The following is a 16,080-nucleotide window of genomic DNA, read 5'->3' on the forward strand; positions in this document are numbered from 1 at the left end:
AAGCAACGTTTATTGCCAAGCTAATTATTATATAAACTTAATTATAAATCATTATACAGATTTAACTGTGAAATTTATAAATTAATTAACTAATCAAAAATTATTGTTATGATGTAAGTTTAATTTTATAAGTGTTGCTGTGTTTAAATTTCCACAGATAAAAATTGCCGATGGTACAATTGAGTCCTTAAAGTGGTTAGCTTTGCTGTTTATGACTGTTGATCATGTTAACCGTATTTTTTTTAATTCAAGCTATTATTCTGCCTATAGTATTGGACGATTAGCGATGCCTTTATTTGCCTTTGTTTTTGCTTATAATCTGGCTAGGCCTGCAAATCTTACCAGTAAAATTTATTTAAAGATGAGTAAAAGGCTCTTATTATTCGGGCTTTTAGCAACGCCAGGGTACATTACGATGTTACATTTAAAAAGTATTCTGCCGTTAAACATCATGTTTACTCTTTGGGTCGCTGTAACGACTATTTTTATTTATTTGCAGAAAGGAGGGCAACCTCTGGCTTTTTGTATATTTTTTCTAGGAAGCTTATTGGTTGAGTTTAGCTGGCCTGGAGTAGCTTTAAGTGTTTCATTTTGGCTGTATTTGCGTAAACCTTCAGGATTATTTGCTGCCTTTATTTTAATTTCATATTTTTTATTAAACCCAGTTAATAATAACAACTGGGCTATGGCAACAATCCCTATTATTTTTTTAGCAACTTTAATAGATATTCACTTTCCACGGTTAAGATATCTATTTTGGATTTATTATCCTTTGCATTTAACAGTATTAGTACTAATTAAAATGTTGATACAGCATTAATAATTATTTGATTAATAATTATTCAATTTCCTTACTTGCCTTAAATGCTTGCCAATCTTCATCATGTTTAAAAATGTAGCGGCATGCATGTTCAATAAAGAAGTCTCTATAGCGGATACCAGCACGTTCACAGTATTCTGTTATTTCGTCATAAACTGCTTTACTTATTCTAATACGAAATTGGGTCTTCTTTTCAGCAGCAGGTTCCTGCGAAATAAGCATCTTATTCCTCACTTTAACACGTAAAACAAGCAAATAATTATAATCAATCACTGATTTAATTCAATTAACTAATGAGAAGTTGTTAATATGAAATAGTCATGATAAGGTCTGACAGTTGACTTAACTAAGGAGAACCCATGAAAAATTGCTTCAAGATAGCGGTTATAGCAACGTTACTGATGTCGTTGTTTGGGTGCCAAAATAATATGCTGTCTAGCAATAATGTACCTTTTATGAATTCTGATGGTGCAATCATTGATTCAGTGCGCGCTACTTTTGCTAACAATAATCAACTTGCAGGAATACCTATTGAGGTACAATCCAATAACGGTATTGTCGAACTAAGTGGATATGTTAAAACTATTCGACAAAGTGATACTGCTCTTGAATTAGCGACTAAGGTGCCTGGTGTAAAAGGTGTACAAAATAATTTAATTGTTAGAAAGTAGAACTAATTTCTTATATCAAATACTTTTTTAGTCCAAGGTGTTTTTTACTTAAGCCCTATGTTTTAAAACTTAGGGCTTTAAGTTTAAAATTTAACGTGCAAATTCTTGCTTACTAAAGGCCACTCTATCAAGAATAGTTTCTTTATTAGCTGCACGTGCCTCGATTAATTTATATCGTTTAACAGCGCCTTCTCGATTAGCAATTTGTATATTTAGCCCTGGCCTTGCGTTTAATTCAAGCATTAAAGGGCCATGATCTCTATCAAGAACAATATCTACTCCTAAATACCCTAAACCAGTTAGCTCATAACAACTTGCAGCAATTTCAAGAATCTTATCCCAATGTGGAACTTCAATATCTACAATTGGATTTAAGGTATCAGGATGATAATCAATTGCGTCATTATGAAAAACCCCACCTAAGGTCTTTCCGGTCGCAAGATTAATACCTGCACCAATGGCACCTTGATGTAGATTGGCTTTTCCGCCTGACAAGCGTGTTGGTAAACGAACCATAGCCATAGCTGGGTAGCCTAATAAAGTAATAACACGGATATCAGGTACACCCTCATAACTTATTTCTTTAAAAACTGAATCAACGATAACACGATGTTCTATAATGGCATAATCAGCATGGCCACCAAGGCTATACGCACCTGATAATAAGGATGAAAGGTGATAGCTTAATTCTTGCTCAGTGAGTAATTTACCATTTATTTGTCTATAACGTCCAAAGACTCGCTCTGTGACAACAATAATGCCATCGCCCCCTGCTCCATGAGCAGGTTTTATGACAAAATCTTTATAAGGAGATAAAAGTTGTTTAATTTCTTTTATCTGATGCTCTGTTTCTATAATTTTATAAAGCGGGGGCACAGCAATACCCGCTTTTAAAGCCAAGCGCTTAGTTTGTAATTTATCATCTACTAACGGATAAAGCTTGCGGTGATTATAACGTAATACATAATCACTATTACGTTGGTTAATACTTAAAATGCCTTTGTGTTTCAAACGACGATAAACCTGCCACATTAAGGACCTCCAGCTCCAGCTAGCACTTTAAAGCGGAAGAGTTCAAAGAGCCGATAACCTCTATATTGGCCAACAAATAAAATTAAAGCCAATAAAACTAATAATAATTCTGGAAAGGCAAAAAATAAGTATTGGATTGGCGAGTAACTCATAGCCCAAAAAGCGATAATAGCTGCACATAAGCTACCTAGACCTGATTTAAAGGCTTCACTCGGACCCCGTTCATCCCAGGTTATGCACATTCTTTCAATAGTCATGGTTAAAATAACCATAGGAAATAATGCAACAGAAAGGCCAGATTCAAGGCCTAAGTTTTGACTCATCACGCTGATAAAGATCATTAAAAGAATAACAATCGTTAAGATAGCTGCAAGCCTTGGTACTAAAAGAAGTCTAAGCTGGTCTAAGTAAAAACGAGCTAGTAGACCAAAAGAGACTATAAGGATAAATAACGATATACCCCAAATAACATGTGTTTCTCGAAAGGCAAGTGCGATTAACACAGGCATAAATGTTCCAAATGTTTTTAAGCCAACAAAGTTACGCAATAACAGAATAATAAATGCGCCAATGGGTACAGTAAGTAAAATTTTATAAGTTTCTTGGGCATTAACTGGTAGTTGAAGCAAGGAAAATCGTAGCATTTCCGAATCGGTTTGTAAGCCTCGGGCTTTAGCAATAGTTAAAGCATTTATAGGTGTAGGTGAGATAGTTAAATTAAACGCCACTCGTTTACCGCCAACTACCGTGTATAAAGGTTCAGAACCATATTGCCAGACTAAAAAGTTTTTAGGTAAACCTGCACTACCAGTACGTGGATTAATGTATAACCATTCTTTACCGTTATAAACGGCCATAAAAGACTTAAACTCAGCTTTACTTTGCTGGCTTAAGTAAACTCCTTTTACAGACATTGCATAGATCTTAGCTTGATTTAATATCAATATTGCTGCATTAAGGACATTATCTTCAGAAAAATCACTGCCGATTAAAAGTTTAGCATTGCCTTCTTTTTTATTGAGTTCTTTAATTGTTCCTTGGGCAAAGGTTTGAATATCTGCTGAAGATTGGCGGACTAAGTTAGTAATATTATTGACCGCTGATTTTTGGTTTTCTGCTAAAGATAGCATTTTAATAGCAGGTGGTTTAGGTAATGTTGCTTCATTAGTATCTGTTTCACGAAATATGGCTCGATAATAAAGGGATTGATCACCTGCACCTCGGCGTAATGACCAGACTGTCTGACGATTATAACCAACTAAATTTGTTGTAATGCCGTAATTATGTGAAACAAAATATTCATCCAAAATAGCAAAATAAGGGGGCATATAGGGAATAATAAAATTTGCTTTAACTGGCGTATTTCGCTCGGCTGTGAAACGAAGGTTTGCCTCAACCATCCAGCTATTAACAGTTTCCGTATCAGTAAGGGGTACATCTAAAAATATATGGCGATATAAAAATAATCCTATGCCTAAAATAAACAAGGTTATAATTAAACCGTAGACATGACGTTTATTTGATTTCATTATTATTCAACACTGGTTTAATAGTAAAAGTAGTGCTTGGATCTACCAAACCTGAGAATGCTTTAATAGCATCTCGCCCTAACAAAAGCGGATATAAAAACCGCTTACGGTTAGCTAAATTAACAGGAATAGCACGTTCTCTATCACCGATTCGAATACGTACTAATACCACAGGTCTATTTAAAGGCTCTTTTTTAGATTTTAAATTTTCACCAGCTCTTACTTTAATTTTTACATTCCCTAGGTATTCCGCTAGAAATGGGATATCGCCTTCTTTGGTAGGTATAAGAAAACTTAAATAAATTTTATTATTCTTTTCAACTTGTTGAATATGAATTGCACTCAGTGAAGCTGACTTAGCGCCGGTATCTAGCTTAGCTGACAAGGGAAGGTTTTTATCGACCAGAATGGCTTTTTCAACATAGCCATAAATAATTTTATTTTCTCCAGCCATTGTATGTCCTGAAAATATTATGCAAACTAAAATGAGCAATGTAGATAACTTCATCTCTTCCTCTCTAGTTAACGTAAGTTCAACTTTAACAGATCTCATAGTCTGTTGAACTGGCTTTTTATAATGTTTGTTTAGCGGTAATAAAGCGACTTAGTCTCTTTATATCGAACTCTCGTTAGTTAAATCTATAAATCTTACCAGTTTAGTATGATTATGCCCAGGCTCACATAATTAACTTCTTTGGAAACTCTACTGCAATGGCCAATTTGTAGGCCGCGGCAATACTCGAATCCTTAGGTGCACTCCAGTTTTGTGCGCCGGCGCAGTCTACAACTTGGCTCCTTGCAGCAAATTCCGAAGGAAGTCTATTTAGGGCCACTAACTATGTTCTTTAATTTGCTAAATGCAAAGTAGTAATTCCAATTAACCCGGTAATAAAATAAAAACTTGCCATCTTAAACCGCTGTCCTTTACGTAAAAATAGGCACAGCACTGTTAGTACAATTAATGCAGGATAAGTAAGTTGTAAAATAGGGTTTAGAAAAGCTGCAATACCTTTAAAATCTAATAAAGATATAATAAATGCAAAGCCTGTTGTAATTGATAAAAAGATAAAAAACTTATCCTTACTTACTTTGCAGGCTGTAGCAAGATAACGCGCAAATAAGTTATTTAAAGCAACTGCGGTTGTTAAACAAGAAAAAAACATGGTAATAGCCATAAACAAAGTAGCTTGGCTACCTAACGCTCGCGCAGCAATAGTAGGCAGAATTAACTCAGGCCTGATATTTGAGAGTAAAGCGGCATAGTGGGAGCCTAAATAGACTAAACCTAAATAAATAAGGCCTAATAAAGTAGCTCCTAAAATACTCGGTTTAATTGCAAAACGAATAATTTCTTGATTAGAAGATTCCGGAAATTCTCTTTGTATTTGCTTAAAAATGAGTGATGAGAAGAAAAAAGCAGCAAAAAGATCCATCGTTTGATAGCCAGTTAAAAAGCCAGTACTGAAGGCTCGACTAGCTACAGTTTCATGAAGATTCGCTGGCGCTTTTATTACTGCAATAAAAATTAAAATAATAAGAGTAGATAAAAGTAGGGGGCTCATCCACTTGCCTAATGCTTTAACCATAAAGGTATCATTTAAACAGAGGAAAAAAGTGATAAGACAAAAAGCTAAGCTAAACCATATTAAAGGTATTTGCGGGAAAAGATAACTTACGCTGCCATAAGCAACCGTAATACAGCGAGGTACAACACCAAATGAGCCTAGAAGAGATAAAATAAGAAAAGGCAAGAACGTGCCTGCTAATTTTCCTGCTTCATTAAAAAAATGTAAGTAATTACCATGATAAAGTTTTATTACAAATAAACCTAATAAGGGTAAGAAAATACCTGTCAATAATAAACCTATAAATCCTAACAACCAATGTGAACCAGCTGTGTGGCCAATTTGTAAAGGAAATACTAGATTACCAGAACCAAAAAACATTACAAAAATTGCAAAGCCATAGATTAATGTTAATTTATACTGCTGTTGCATGAAAAAATTTTCCCACTGATTAAAATTAAGGTTTAGCCTAAGGCTCTATTTAAGAGTTTTAATAGATGATTTAAGCTAGAGCAAAGTTTGAATATTAAGCGAACATAAATGGCCTAAACGGCCACATAATTAATTAATCGAAGGTTAAAATTATAAATCACTCTTTTTTTAATCCTTAATAAGATAGCTAGCTGCATAATTTTAAGTGTGCAATTATATATCACAGTAGTTTCTTTATACTCATTTATTGGCCATTTGGCAAGCGATAATTGTATATCTATGCAGTAAGATAAGAAATCTTAAGACAATGATGATATTTTAGAAAAAGCCATCTAAAGATGGCTTAGTTAACGATGTGAGTAAATATAGTTGATAGAAAGTTTACTAGCGAAGCTAAAATATTTCTTATGTAATCATGTTAATTATAAGGATGGTAAGAGCTAGTTGGCTAAATAATAAAAAATTTACTTTTAATTTTGGATAATTATGGTAATATTGTCGATGGACTAGCTATTTTGTTTTTTTTTAAATCAAGCTGAAAAATATATTGCCATTTGTGCGGAAGTTATGTAAAATGCGGCCCATCTTAGCCGTTGCATTAATTCCATGACGACCAAGACCAATTTAGCTGATGATAAAGACTCTTCAAGTGACAATGAAAGTTCTATTTATGCTATCGCGGGTAGGCTAGATGTACAAAGCCGCTTGTTGGCTAGGCAACTGCATGAAGCTGGCCATATTTATCTCCTTTATGGTTTACTTGATGGTTTAAATCTTTCTTACAGTACTCTTAAATGCCTCTTCGACGTTATTTTAACTAATAGTAAAACCTCCTCTTCTGATGCAATGCATGAATGGACATTAACGCCTGCAGGCATATTAGTTGCAGCAACAGAATCCATTACATTAATTGTCTTTTCCATGCTTGCTAATCATTTTAAAGACAGTGACAAGAATCTTTTTAAACGTTATATCTCTGTGATATGGCCTTACCTTCGTGATTCATTAAAAGGGCTAAAAAATAGTTACAAAGGGGTCCGTAGTGCGATTCAGGTTGCTAATTTATTAGGCGGGACGAATTTAAACCTTTTAATTCTTCCGGTAGGTTTAGCAATAAGTGGTCTCACAATTTTAAATCGTATTTGGCTGCGTCATATGATAAATCTGCGCAAAGATATGATGAGAACAAATGCTATATTATTGCAATCTATTGAGAATAATGAAAATTTATCAAGAGAGGATTATCAACGAATAAAAAACTCTATTTTTAAACAAACTCAAGAAATAAAAAATAAACATCAATTTGCTTATGTAGTAGCAGCATATTGTGGTATAGCGGATAGCCTTTATTATTATATAGGCGTACTTACATTGTGCTCATTTAATTGGCCATTACTATTAGCAATGGCTAGCCTTTGTATTACGTATTCTCTAGTTTGTATTGCGACACGAATATATGAGGAGTATGACAATCAGCGTAAACTGAAAATTTCGCAATTAAAAATTGAGCTAACATTATTTATTAAAGAAAATACGCCGATTTTGCAAGCTAATTTTGGAAGATTACAAGAAATCTCTGAACTTATCGCGCTAGGTAATAAATCACAAGAGTTGCTAGACGAGCAAGATAAATTAACTATTAATATAAAAGCAACTTTGTTAGAGCTTAAAAATAAACGTGCTCAGCTTAAATCTTTATCAACGCTATCACCCCTGCAAGCATGTCTAGAAGGAATGAGACATGGTTTAGCTGCGTATGGTGCGCTTTCTAGTATACTGTTTGCTATTGCAACAATCATTGTTTTTACCACGGCGACATTTCCACCAGCGTTAATTATTAGTTGTATTTCTGTAGGCATTCTATTTCTAGCTGGCTTTGTTGCTTATTCAATGTATCAACATTACAAACATAGACAGAAAGAAGGGGTTGTGGTTGATAAACCTTATGAGCAGCTAAATGACATGTTAAAAGATTTAAAACAAATACAACAACGCAATATTAGCCTATTAAGAGAGCCAGAGCAGACTCCAAAAACTAGGAATTTTAAAGAGGAAGTAAAAAAGGTTATTGATGATGGTAAAAAAGTGCCAAATGCGCCTGAATTTGTTTTTCAACAGTGGTTTGAAACGATACGCTCTTTTTTTTCTGGATTAAGTAAAGGTAATAAAGCTGTAGATTATACACTTAATCCATTGCAAGAGTTAGCAAGTGATGGGCATTATCATGATACGCCCGTTATGATAGGTATTTCATTTGCAGCATCAGCATTATATGCTTTCACCATGGCGCTACGTGCTCATGCTCGAAGCTTCGGCCGTCCTCCTATTTCTCAGCCTAAATCCGTAAATAGCAAGCAAACAGCTGCTGTTGAAACAAATCCTAAAGTTGACACCGTGCCAACAAAAGATGACAAACCGTATCATACTCCTCCGATAATTCGTCAAATTAAAGGTGAAGGGGAAGAAGAGCCCTTGCCTTTTGAACAGGAGCTACAACCGCCGCCCTCTAAAGGTCAAGACTCGATAGTGGCTGGGGGGGTGCCTGATAATTCTCAAATTATTCAACATGCCACTCAAACTCCTACCCAGCCGACCCCCCTTTCTCGTTTTACTTCCTTATTTCACCGCACTAATCAAAGCTCAAATGCTCAAACCGAGGGACCTAGATTAACAACAAGCAGCTTCCCAAGTAAAAATGTAGTCGCGACAGAGAAATCAGAGGCATTTAATCAAGATAACATTGTTAGTTCTTCCGAATCTGATATTCGTATAGTTAAAAAACAAAATTTCTCTAAGTCTTTTAGTTTAGGTTTATCTGGCTTTTCATTATTTTCAAGGAAAGAAAATTTCGTCCCACCAACTATAAGTGCTATGACACCAAGTTAGGTAGTTTTTAATAGCTTTTCTTACAAGGATGAAGTCAAGCCTTCTCTGACTGATAAAGTTGGGGATTTAAACTAGGATCATTGTACATTTTTAATTGTCGATAAATTTTAAATGTTCGTGTTTGGCCTTTAAATTCGTTAAGTAATTGTTCTAAACAGAGGTATAACTGATTTTGCTGTTGTAATAAAATATTAAGCTTTTGTTGGCACTGAAAAATATGTTCTTTATTGACCTCTTGACGCAAGGTTTGTTGTTTCATGTGATAAATTTTAAGAGCAAGAATAGAAAGTCTATCAATGATCATACCTGGTGTTTCAGAATGTATAGGGCAGCTGTCTGAGTGAGGGCCTGGTTTTAAGTCATTAAAAAGCCATTCATCAATTGCTTCCATTCGATTATTACGTTGCTGATTGTAATAGTCAATTTCTCGTTTTGCGCGATAAACGAATTCATAACCCATATCATCACGGCGTGCTTTATCTTCAGCATGCCAGAGTTTATAGTTAAAGCCGTGATTTTCTTCAACTAAAGCAAGAAAGTTTTCATGACTATAAGTTACTTCATCACTTTTCCATGCAATAATGCTACTACGATGTAAGTTAACAATTTCTGCAACTAATACATTAAGTTTCATAATGAGTTTATTACTGTAAAAAACTTCAGTGTATCATAATTTTTAAATGTAAAATTGCAGAAATTAAATAAACTTTAATAAACCTCTTTTTAAACGGCCCTAGACGGCTAATCTCTTTAGAAAAAATAGCTTCAAAGCTTGTCCCATGTAAATGGGGGCTGCTCATGTACTTGTTGCACACTGCGCTTTTTCAGTTCTTCTTTCTAAAGACCTAGCCTTGCCTTTGACACTTTGAAAAGAGGTTTAATAAAATCTTTAAAGATGTTAATTACCAATTTCTGCGCAAAAAGTGTAGTATTAATAAAATTAATAAATTTTGTTATAACTTAAGAAGCTAATTGCTAACTTATTGGAAAGTAGTCTTTATTTATAGAGTGGCTTCATTAAGAGACGAAAGGAGATTTTCATGAAAATTTGGTGCACAATGCTGCTATCATTGATTGTAAACACCCTAGTTTATGGCCAAGTTGCATTCCCTACGGGTTGTAATCCAGTTGCTGTAGAAGGTGAAACAGTCACATTAAAAACTAAACAGCCAACGCTTTATTTAATTTACAATAATTCATCTAATGATTTATGGATTACGCATCCTGTTTCAGAACCAAGTGCTAGCGCAGGATGGAGCAGCCGTCTTGAAGCGCAGCACTGGTCAGCGTTAGCTCTAGATAAAAATTCTTTTGAACTAAGCTGTATTGAATCAAGACCGGGTCATGAGCAGCAAATTCCTTGTACTGGTATATTAGCTGTATGCCATTGGCCAAAAGTAAAATTACCAGGGAATGCAACCGGTACATTTTGGGCTGGTGAAAATATGACTTTAGAATCTTTAAGTGCATACTTAGGAGGAAGAGGCTTTCAATTACCAATTGCTCAATAGGTAGTAAATTATAGCTTAATAAACTAAGTAACTTTTTATAATGAATTTAACAATGTGGTGCTTGTGAGTAAAAAGAAAAAAGATCCTCACTATCAACGTGAGAAAGAAAAATATGGTTTACCTATTCCTAGCCGAGAATTAATTATGCAAGTGCTAGAAGAATATGGTCGCCCTATGTCTCGTAATCAATTAATAAATAAACTAGAAATTCATTCAGAAAATGAACAAGAGGCATTAGGTTTTCGCTTAAAGGCGATGCTCCGAGATGGACAAATCATGCAAGATCGTCGTAATAGATTTTGTCTGTTACAGCGTATTAACTTAAAAAAAGGGACAATTCAGGGGCACCCTGATGGTTATGGTTTTTTTATCCCGGATGATGGTAGTGATGATATGCTCTTATCAGCAACTGAGATGCGATCTGTTATGCATGGGGATATGGTCCTCGCTTATCAAAGTGGACAAGATAGACGCGGGCGGCTAGAGGGAAAAATTCATGAAGTTATTGAACATGCTAATGTAACCGTCGTGGGACGTTTTTTCACTGAACAAGGTGTAGGTTTTGTTATTCCTGATAATAAACGCTTAACTCAGGATGTTTCTATTCCCTTAGAGTTTGCTAATAATGCAAAGCAAGGCCAGATTGTTTTAGTTGAAATCATTGCATTTCCTAGTAAACGCAACCAAGCAATTGGAAAAGTAATTCATATTCTTGGTGAGCATATGGCGCCAGGTATGGAAATTGAAGTGGCTATTTTCGCTCATGGTATTCCACATCAATGGCCTGAAGATGTTTTAGGTTTTGTTGCTAAAATTTCTCAGCATGTGACGCCAGAGGAATGTATTGGCCGTACCGATTTAAGGCATCTCCCTTTTGTTACCATTGATGGTGAAGATGCAAAAGATTTTGATGATGCTGTTTACTGTTATAAGAAGCCGAAAGGTGGTTATCAACTTTATGTTGCCATCGCTGATGTAAGTCATTACGTTCCAATTGGTTCACCTTTAGATAAAGAAGCTGCACGTCGTGGCAACTCTGTGTATTTTCCCGGTAAAGTTGTTCCTATGCTTCCAGAGGCATTATCTAATGGGATTTGTTCTTTAAATCCACATGTTGATAGATTATGTATAGTTGCGGAAATGGCAATCAATGGAGAAGGTAAGATTACTCGCTCGAAGTTCTATCGAGCTGTCTTTCATTCTCAAGCACGTTTAACTTATACACAGGTAGCAAGTTGGTTAGAGAAAAATGAGGTTGACTCTGATAAACAAGCCATTTGGGCAAACTTACAAGATTTATATAGCCTTTATAACATACTGCTGCAAGCACGTAAAAAACGCGGGGCAATGGATTTTGATACAACAGAAACGTCAATAGAATTTGATGAAAATAGGAAAATTCAGCGTATCGTACCAATTGTGCGTAATGATGCACATCGTTTAATTGAAGAATGTATGTTAGCTGCTAATGTTGCAACTGCTCGCTTTTTAGAGAAATCCGGAATGCCAGCGTTATATAGAGTACATGCTACGCCTGATGAAGAAAAAATTATAGCATTACGGCAATTTTTAGGTGAATTAGGCCTACGTTTGGGTGGTGGTAAAAAACCGCATCCCAAGGATTTCCAAGCCACGATTGCTTCAATTGGCGATAAGCCTGAGAAGCATCTAATAGAAACCGTTATTTTACGCTCTTTAAGGCAAGCTCAGTATGCTGAAAAAAATGATGGTCATTTTGGGTTAGCCTATCCAGCGTACACTCATTTTACTTCTCCTATTAGGCGTTATCCTGACCTACTTATTCATCGCGCTATTGGTCATTTAATTGATAACCAACCGATTGAAGAGTTTGTTTATACAGAGGAGGATATGAGCCGATTTGGTAAAGTCTGTTCAGGAACGGAAAGACGAGCAGATGAGGCGACTCGAGAAGTGATTGCTTGGTTAAAATGCGAATATATGCAAGATAAACTTGGTCAAATATTTGAGGGGACTATTTCAGCTGTTACTGGCTTTGGAATTTTTGTTGAGTTAGATGAAATTTTTGTTGAAGGACTAGTTCATGTAACTTCTTTAAAAAATGATTACTATGAGTTTGATCCTATTAAGCATCGCTTACGAGGGACGCGCTGTGGCCAAACCTACCAACTTGGCGATAAAATTACAGTACTTGTATCTCGAGTAGACTTAGATGAGCGAAAAATTGATTTTGAATTAGCTGAAGCTGGAGATGCTAATAATGAGTGAGCAAATTATGTATGGCATACATGCTGTAACTGCTCTATTAAAGCAAGAGCAACGGCCTATAAGAAAGTTGCTATTGAATATGGAACGTCGCGATCAACGCCTACAGCAAATACTTGATTTAGCAGCAGCACGCCATATTTCTATTGAGCGCTTAACAGCTCAACAGATGAATCAACGATTTGCAGAATACACTCATCAAGGCATTGTGGCCTATGTGGAGGCGTTACCTACTTTTAGTGAGAGTGATTTGTCCTCCTTGCTTCATAAAAGTAAAAAACCACCCTTATTATTAATTTTAGATGCTATTACTGATCCACATAATTTAGGTGCTTGCTTGCGGACTGCAGATGCAACAGGTGTTGATTTTATTATTTTGCCAAAAGATAAAAGCGCAAGCCTGACACCGGCCGTAAGTAAAGTAGCATGTGGTGCTGCTGAAACAATACCTTTAGTACGGGTCACTAACTTAGTACGTAGCTTAGAATTTTTAAAGCAGGAAGGTGTCTGGATTTATGGCGCGGCTGGTGAAGCTAACAAAACGATTTATACCCTAGATTTTAAATTACCTATTGCCCTTATATTCGGTGCTGAAGGTCAGGGGATGCGCCGTTTGACACGCGAACATTGTGATGAGTTATTTTCCATTCCAATGTTAGGAAATGTAGAAAGCTTGAATGTCTCTGTAGCAGCTGGTGTTTCTTTATATGAAGTAGTTCGTCAACGTACTGTCTAATAATAGACTTCTGCGGAAACTGCCATTGAGAGCCAATTTCATCTGAAAAAGGCCTTCAAAATGCTCATGTACTTCATGTACACTGCGCTTTTTCAGCCCTTTTTCAACTGACTTTGTCTCCTCACTAGACCTCTATTGAGCTTGTTCCTTAGCAATATACTATAATTTCAAGCATAGCTTAATTTTAAGTTAAGTATTTCTAATACTAATAAAAAGGCTAATATGACCCAGCTTGGAAATATAAATATTAATCAAAGGCGATATCACGAATTTGATAAACGTCTTCGAGCCGAAACTAATCTTCTTGAACAATGGTTTATTGAGCAAATTTTTATTGAAAGAGAGCTAGAAGCTGGATCAGAAATTGAATTATTTTTATTAGATAATCAGTATAATCCAGCACCTAATAATTTAAATTTTATAAAAAAAGTAAACCAACCAGCATTAATCCCAGAAGTAGGTGCCTCTCATTTAGAAATTAACTCTTGTCATGTACATTTATATACTGATGGACTAAGTAAGCTACATCAAAATATTTTAAATTTATGGCGCAAATGCTGTAATATTGCGCGCCAAAATCAATATCATTTAGCATTAATAGGCACATTACCAACAGCAACCGAAAAACATCTTGATATAAAATACATGACTAATAAAAAGCGCTATCATCTCATTAATGATAGTATTCAAGATCAATGCGCTGGGCAGCCCATCTTAATTAATCTTGTAGGTGCTGAACAACTTAAATTTCCCTTACATTCTCTGACTGTTAATGGACTAATTTCCGCATTTCAAATACATATTCAAATTGGACTAAGTCAATCCGTTAAATATTACAATATTGCTCAAGCTATTGCAGGCCCAATGCTGACATTAGCGTGCAATAGTCCTTTTATTTTAGGTAAACATATTTGGGCAGATTCTCGTGTTTTTCTTTTTGAGCAAGCGATGACTTTACCCCGTTTCGATAGGGCTTCGGGATTTAAATGCTGTTTTTTTGGTATTGGTTATTTAAAAAATTCTTTCTTTGAGTTATTTGATCAAAATTATCATTTTTTTCCAAGGCTTATACCGGAAATATCTTATCAATCATCTGAAGATCAAATGTTTCACGTAAGACGGCAAAATGGCGTCATTTATCGTTGGAATAGGCCAGTTATTGATTTTAATGATAAAGGTCAACCACACTTAAGAATCGAGCACCGCGGTTTATCGTCTGGGCCTACCATTATAGATATGATAGCCAACGCTGCGTTTTTTTATGGTTTATTAAGTTATTTTTCGTTACAAGCTACTCCGATAGAATATTTATTACCTTTTTATTTGGCAAAGAAAAATTTCTTTGAGGCAGCAAGATATGGCTTTAACGCTGAATTTGTTTGGTTTTTAGGAAAAAAGATTAATGCCGCGCTTTTATTAAAAGAATTAATTCCCTTAGCTCGTCAAGGATTATTAGCACTAGGCATAAATTATGATGATATTGAGCTATATTTAAACATTATAGATGAGCGTATTACAACTAGAATGAATGGAAGCGCTTGGCAATGCCAATTTATAAACAAATACGGTTGCGATTTTCACAATATGCTAGATAGCTATCTGAATAATCAGTATCAAGAATTACCTATAGCACGGTGGACTATCTAATATGGGGACTGTAAGCCAAATCAATACGATCAAATTTTTTTTCCAAAATTTTACGGAAAAAGAATTGATTTTTCTTGTTAATTTTATAAGTAAGGAATCATTTGAACCAGGCGATTTAATTATTTCGCAAGGTAATATTAGTGATTCTCTTTATATTATTGAAAAAGGTAGCGTTGATGTCTATGTTACTTTGCCCGGCGATCTTATAAAGTCTACTTCCGTTTTAACGGCACCACAAATTTTTGGTGAAGAAGCTTTCTTAAGTAATGAACTGATGACTACAACTATCGTTGCTAAAACATCCGTTCATTGCTTTTTGCTTAAACGATCTGTTTTAAATGCGTTACGCCTGACTCATCCAGAAATTTCATTTAAAATTGAGTGCGCTATTATCAGGCAAACTAATGAAAAAATTATAAATAATGGAAAAAAATTAATAAACTTTCTTTTATCATTGCAAGTTAAGCATAATTTACGTTCGAATCATGCAGACTATTTGCTAAATAAAGAAGCGACGTATCAAGATTTAAATATCAAGTCTATAAATAGGCAGCTTTTAGATAAGTTAGCTTTTTTAAACGCACTTACCAAAACGCAGATTGATGAGCTGGTTATAATAATGCGAGCGCGATTATATGAAAAGGGATATTTATTAGATAAACAAAGTTCAGGCAAGATTAGTTTAGTTTTCTCAGGTGCCGTTATGTTTTTTTTAACTAATCAAACTAAGCTAGTTAAATCAATAGGTATTATTGGCATAGGTGAGTTGTTTTTACAGTCGTTATTGGCGCAAAATTCAAAGTCACTTTTTAAATTTGTGACTTGTGAGGAAAGCATCATTTTAGAGCTAGATATTCAACAATATCAGAAATTAAAGCATTTAAATCAAGAGGTATTTTATAAGGTAAGCCAATACATTCATACGGCTTTTGTGCGTTCGCTTTATATGATAAATCGTCAGTTTATAAGAATAGACTGTGAATACATGAATTCCATTTCATGAGGTT

The 16,080-nt window shown here is 35.0% G+C and carries 14 protein-coding genes; 8 read left to right on the forward strand and 6 right to left on the reverse strand.

The features are described from left to right. Window positions 1–139 precede the first annotated feature (139 nt). Complete coding sequence (locus DYH30_RS00635) at window positions 140–820, forward strand: TraX family protein (protein ID WP_115329547.1); 681 nt, start codon at window positions 140–142, stop codon at window positions 818–820. Window positions 821–838: 18 nt separating this feature from the next. On the opposite strand, the gene DYH30_RS00640 is transcribed toward DYH30_RS00635, so the two are convergent. Beyond that, complete coding sequence (locus tag DYH30_RS00640) at window positions 839–1,042, reverse strand: hypothetical protein (RefSeq protein ID WP_115329549.1); 204 nt, start codon at window positions 1,040–1,042, stop codon at window positions 839–841. A 137-nt stretch (window positions 1,043–1,179) separates the two neighbouring features. On the opposite strand from DYH30_RS00640, the gene DYH30_RS00645 reads away from it, so the two are divergent. Continuing rightward, entirely contained in the window at window positions 1,180–1,491 is a 312-nt protein-coding gene (locus DYH30_RS00645; RefSeq protein WP_115329551.1) for a BON domain-containing protein, read from the forward strand. Window positions 1,492–1,581: 90 nt separating this feature from the next. Here the strand turns inward: DYH30_RS00645 and DYH30_RS00650 are convergent, their stop codons facing one another. From DYH30_RS00650 to DYH30_RS00665, 4 genes are all read right to left on the reverse strand, one after another. Further along, window positions 1,582–2,523: an alpha-L-glutamate ligase-like protein gene (locus DYH30_RS00650; RefSeq protein WP_115329553.1), complete on the reverse strand. Its 942-nt coding sequence runs from the start codon at window positions 2,521–2,523 to the stop codon at window positions 1,582–1,584. Continuing rightward, complete coding sequence (locus DYH30_RS00655) at window positions 2,523–4,052, reverse strand: inactive transglutaminase family protein (RefSeq protein WP_115329555.1); 1,530 nt, start codon at window positions 4,050–4,052, stop codon at window positions 2,523–2,525. The genes DYH30_RS00650 and DYH30_RS00655 overlap by 1 nt, the downstream gene beginning before the upstream one ends. After that, window positions 4,039–4,605, reverse strand: coding sequence for an ATP-dependent zinc protease family protein (locus DYH30_RS00660; RefSeq protein ID WP_242604694.1), 567 nt, complete (start codon window positions 4,603–4,605; stop codon window positions 4,039–4,041). The genes DYH30_RS00655 and DYH30_RS00660 overlap by 14 nt, the downstream gene beginning before the upstream one ends. Window positions 4,606–4,897: 292 nt before the next feature. Continuing rightward, entirely contained in the window at window positions 4,898–6,049 is a 1,152-nt protein-coding gene (locus tag DYH30_RS00665; RefSeq protein WP_115329559.1) for a branched-chain amino acid transport system II carrier protein, read from the reverse strand. A 606-nt stretch (window positions 6,050–6,655) separates the two neighbouring features. Here DYH30_RS00665 and DYH30_RS00670 point away from each other — a divergent pair. Then, complete coding sequence (locus DYH30_RS00670; protein ID WP_115329561.1) at window positions 6,656–8,935, forward strand: hypothetical protein; 2,280 nt, start codon at window positions 6,656–6,658, stop codon at window positions 8,933–8,935. A gap of 34 nt (window positions 8,936–8,969) precedes the next feature. Here the strand turns inward: DYH30_RS00670 and DYH30_RS00675 are convergent, their stop codons facing one another. Next, window positions 8,970–9,569: a DUF4254 domain-containing protein gene (locus tag DYH30_RS00675; RefSeq protein WP_115329562.1), complete on the reverse strand. Its 600-nt coding sequence runs from the start codon at window positions 9,567–9,569 to the stop codon at window positions 8,970–8,972. A gap of 406 nt (window positions 9,570–9,975) precedes the next feature. Here DYH30_RS00675 and DYH30_RS00680 point away from each other — a divergent pair, with 406 nt between their 5' ends. The 5 genes from DYH30_RS00680 to DYH30_RS00700 all read left to right on the forward strand — a co-directional run bounded on the left by DYH30_RS00680 (window position 9,976) and on the right by DYH30_RS00700 (window position 16,076). Continuing rightward, window positions 9,976–10,446 carry a hypothetical protein gene (locus tag DYH30_RS00680; protein WP_115329564.1) on the forward strand — a complete coding sequence of 157 codons (471 nt, stop codon included), beginning with the start codon at window positions 9,976–9,978 and terminating at the stop codon, window positions 10,444–10,446. Window positions 10,447–10,509: 63 nt separating this feature from the next. Next, a complete protein-coding gene (gene rnr / locus DYH30_RS00685) occupies window positions 10,510–12,693 on the forward strand; it encodes a ribonuclease R (RefSeq protein WP_115332456.1) in 2,184 nt (727 codons plus the stop codon). Then, window positions 12,686–13,426, forward strand: a complete 741-nt coding sequence (gene rlmB, locus DYH30_RS00690; RefSeq protein WP_115329566.1) for a 23S rRNA (guanosine(2251)-2'-O)-methyltransferase RlmB — start codon at window positions 12,686–12,688, stop codon at window positions 13,424–13,426. Before rnr ends, rlmB begins: the two co-directional genes overlap by 8 nt. A gap of 222 nt (window positions 13,427–13,648) precedes the next feature. Next, complete coding sequence (locus DYH30_RS00695; protein ID WP_115329568.1) at window positions 13,649–15,073, forward strand: glutamate-cysteine ligase family protein; 1,425 nt, start codon at window positions 13,649–13,651, stop codon at window positions 15,071–15,073. A 1-nt stretch (window position 15,074) separates the two neighbouring features. Continuing rightward, complete coding sequence (locus DYH30_RS00700; protein WP_115329570.1) at window positions 15,075–16,076, forward strand: cyclic nucleotide-binding domain-containing protein; 1,002 nt, start codon at window positions 15,075–15,077, stop codon at window positions 16,074–16,076. Window positions 16,077–16,080: the final 4 nt, after the last annotated feature.

Origin of the sequence: Legionella busanensis (assembly GCF_900461525.1) — a bacterium.
Classification (GTDB): domain Bacteria; phylum Pseudomonadota; class Gammaproteobacteria; order Legionellales; family Legionellaceae; genus Legionella_C; species Legionella_C busanensis.

What these genes read in the sequence shown, in the direction of transcription:
- DYH30_RS00640 (WP_115329549.1), bottom strand. Translation starts at nt 1,042, where the DNA reads ATGCTTATTTCGCAGGAACCTGCTGCTGAAAAGAAGACCCAATTTCGT.
- DYH30_RS00645 (WP_115329551.1), top strand. Translation starts at nt 1,180, where the DNA reads ATGAAAAATTGCTTCAAGATAGCGGTTATAGCAACGTTACTGATGTCG.
- DYH30_RS00650 (WP_115329553.1), bottom strand. Translation starts at nt 2,523, where the DNA reads ATGTGGCAGGTTTATCGTCGTTTGAAACACAAAGGCATTTTAAGTATT.
- DYH30_RS00655 (WP_115329555.1), bottom strand. Translation starts at nt 4,052, where the DNA reads ATGAAATCAAATAAACGTCATGTCTACGGTTTAATTATAACCTTGTTT.
- DYH30_RS00660 (WP_242604694.1), bottom strand. Translation starts at nt 4,605, where the DNA reads ATGAGATCTGTTAAAGTTGAACTTACGTTAACTAGAGAGGAAGAGATG.
- DYH30_RS00665 (WP_115329559.1), bottom strand. Translation starts at nt 6,049, where the DNA reads ATGCAACAGCAGTATAAATTAACATTAATCTATGGCTTTGCAATTTTT.
- DYH30_RS00670 (WP_115329561.1), top strand. Translation starts at nt 6,656, where the DNA reads ATGACGACCAAGACCAATTTAGCTGATGATAAAGACTCTTCAAGTGAC.
- DYH30_RS00675 (WP_115329562.1), bottom strand. Translation starts at nt 9,569, where the DNA reads ATGAAACTTAATGTATTAGTTGCAGAAATTGTTAACTTACATCGTAGT.
- DYH30_RS00680 (WP_115329564.1), top strand. Translation starts at nt 9,976, where the DNA reads ATGAAAATTTGGTGCACAATGCTGCTATCATTGATTGTAAACACCCTA.
- rlmB (WP_115329566.1), top strand. Translation starts at nt 12,686, where the DNA reads ATGAGTGAGCAAATTATGTATGGCATACATGCTGTAACTGCTCTATTA.
- DYH30_RS00695 (WP_115329568.1), top strand. Translation starts at nt 13,649, where the DNA reads ATGACCCAGCTTGGAAATATAAATATTAATCAAAGGCGATATCACGAA.
- DYH30_RS00700 (WP_115329570.1), top strand. Translation starts at nt 15,075, where the DNA reads ATGGGGACTGTAAGCCAAATCAATACGATCAAATTTTTTTTCCAAAAT.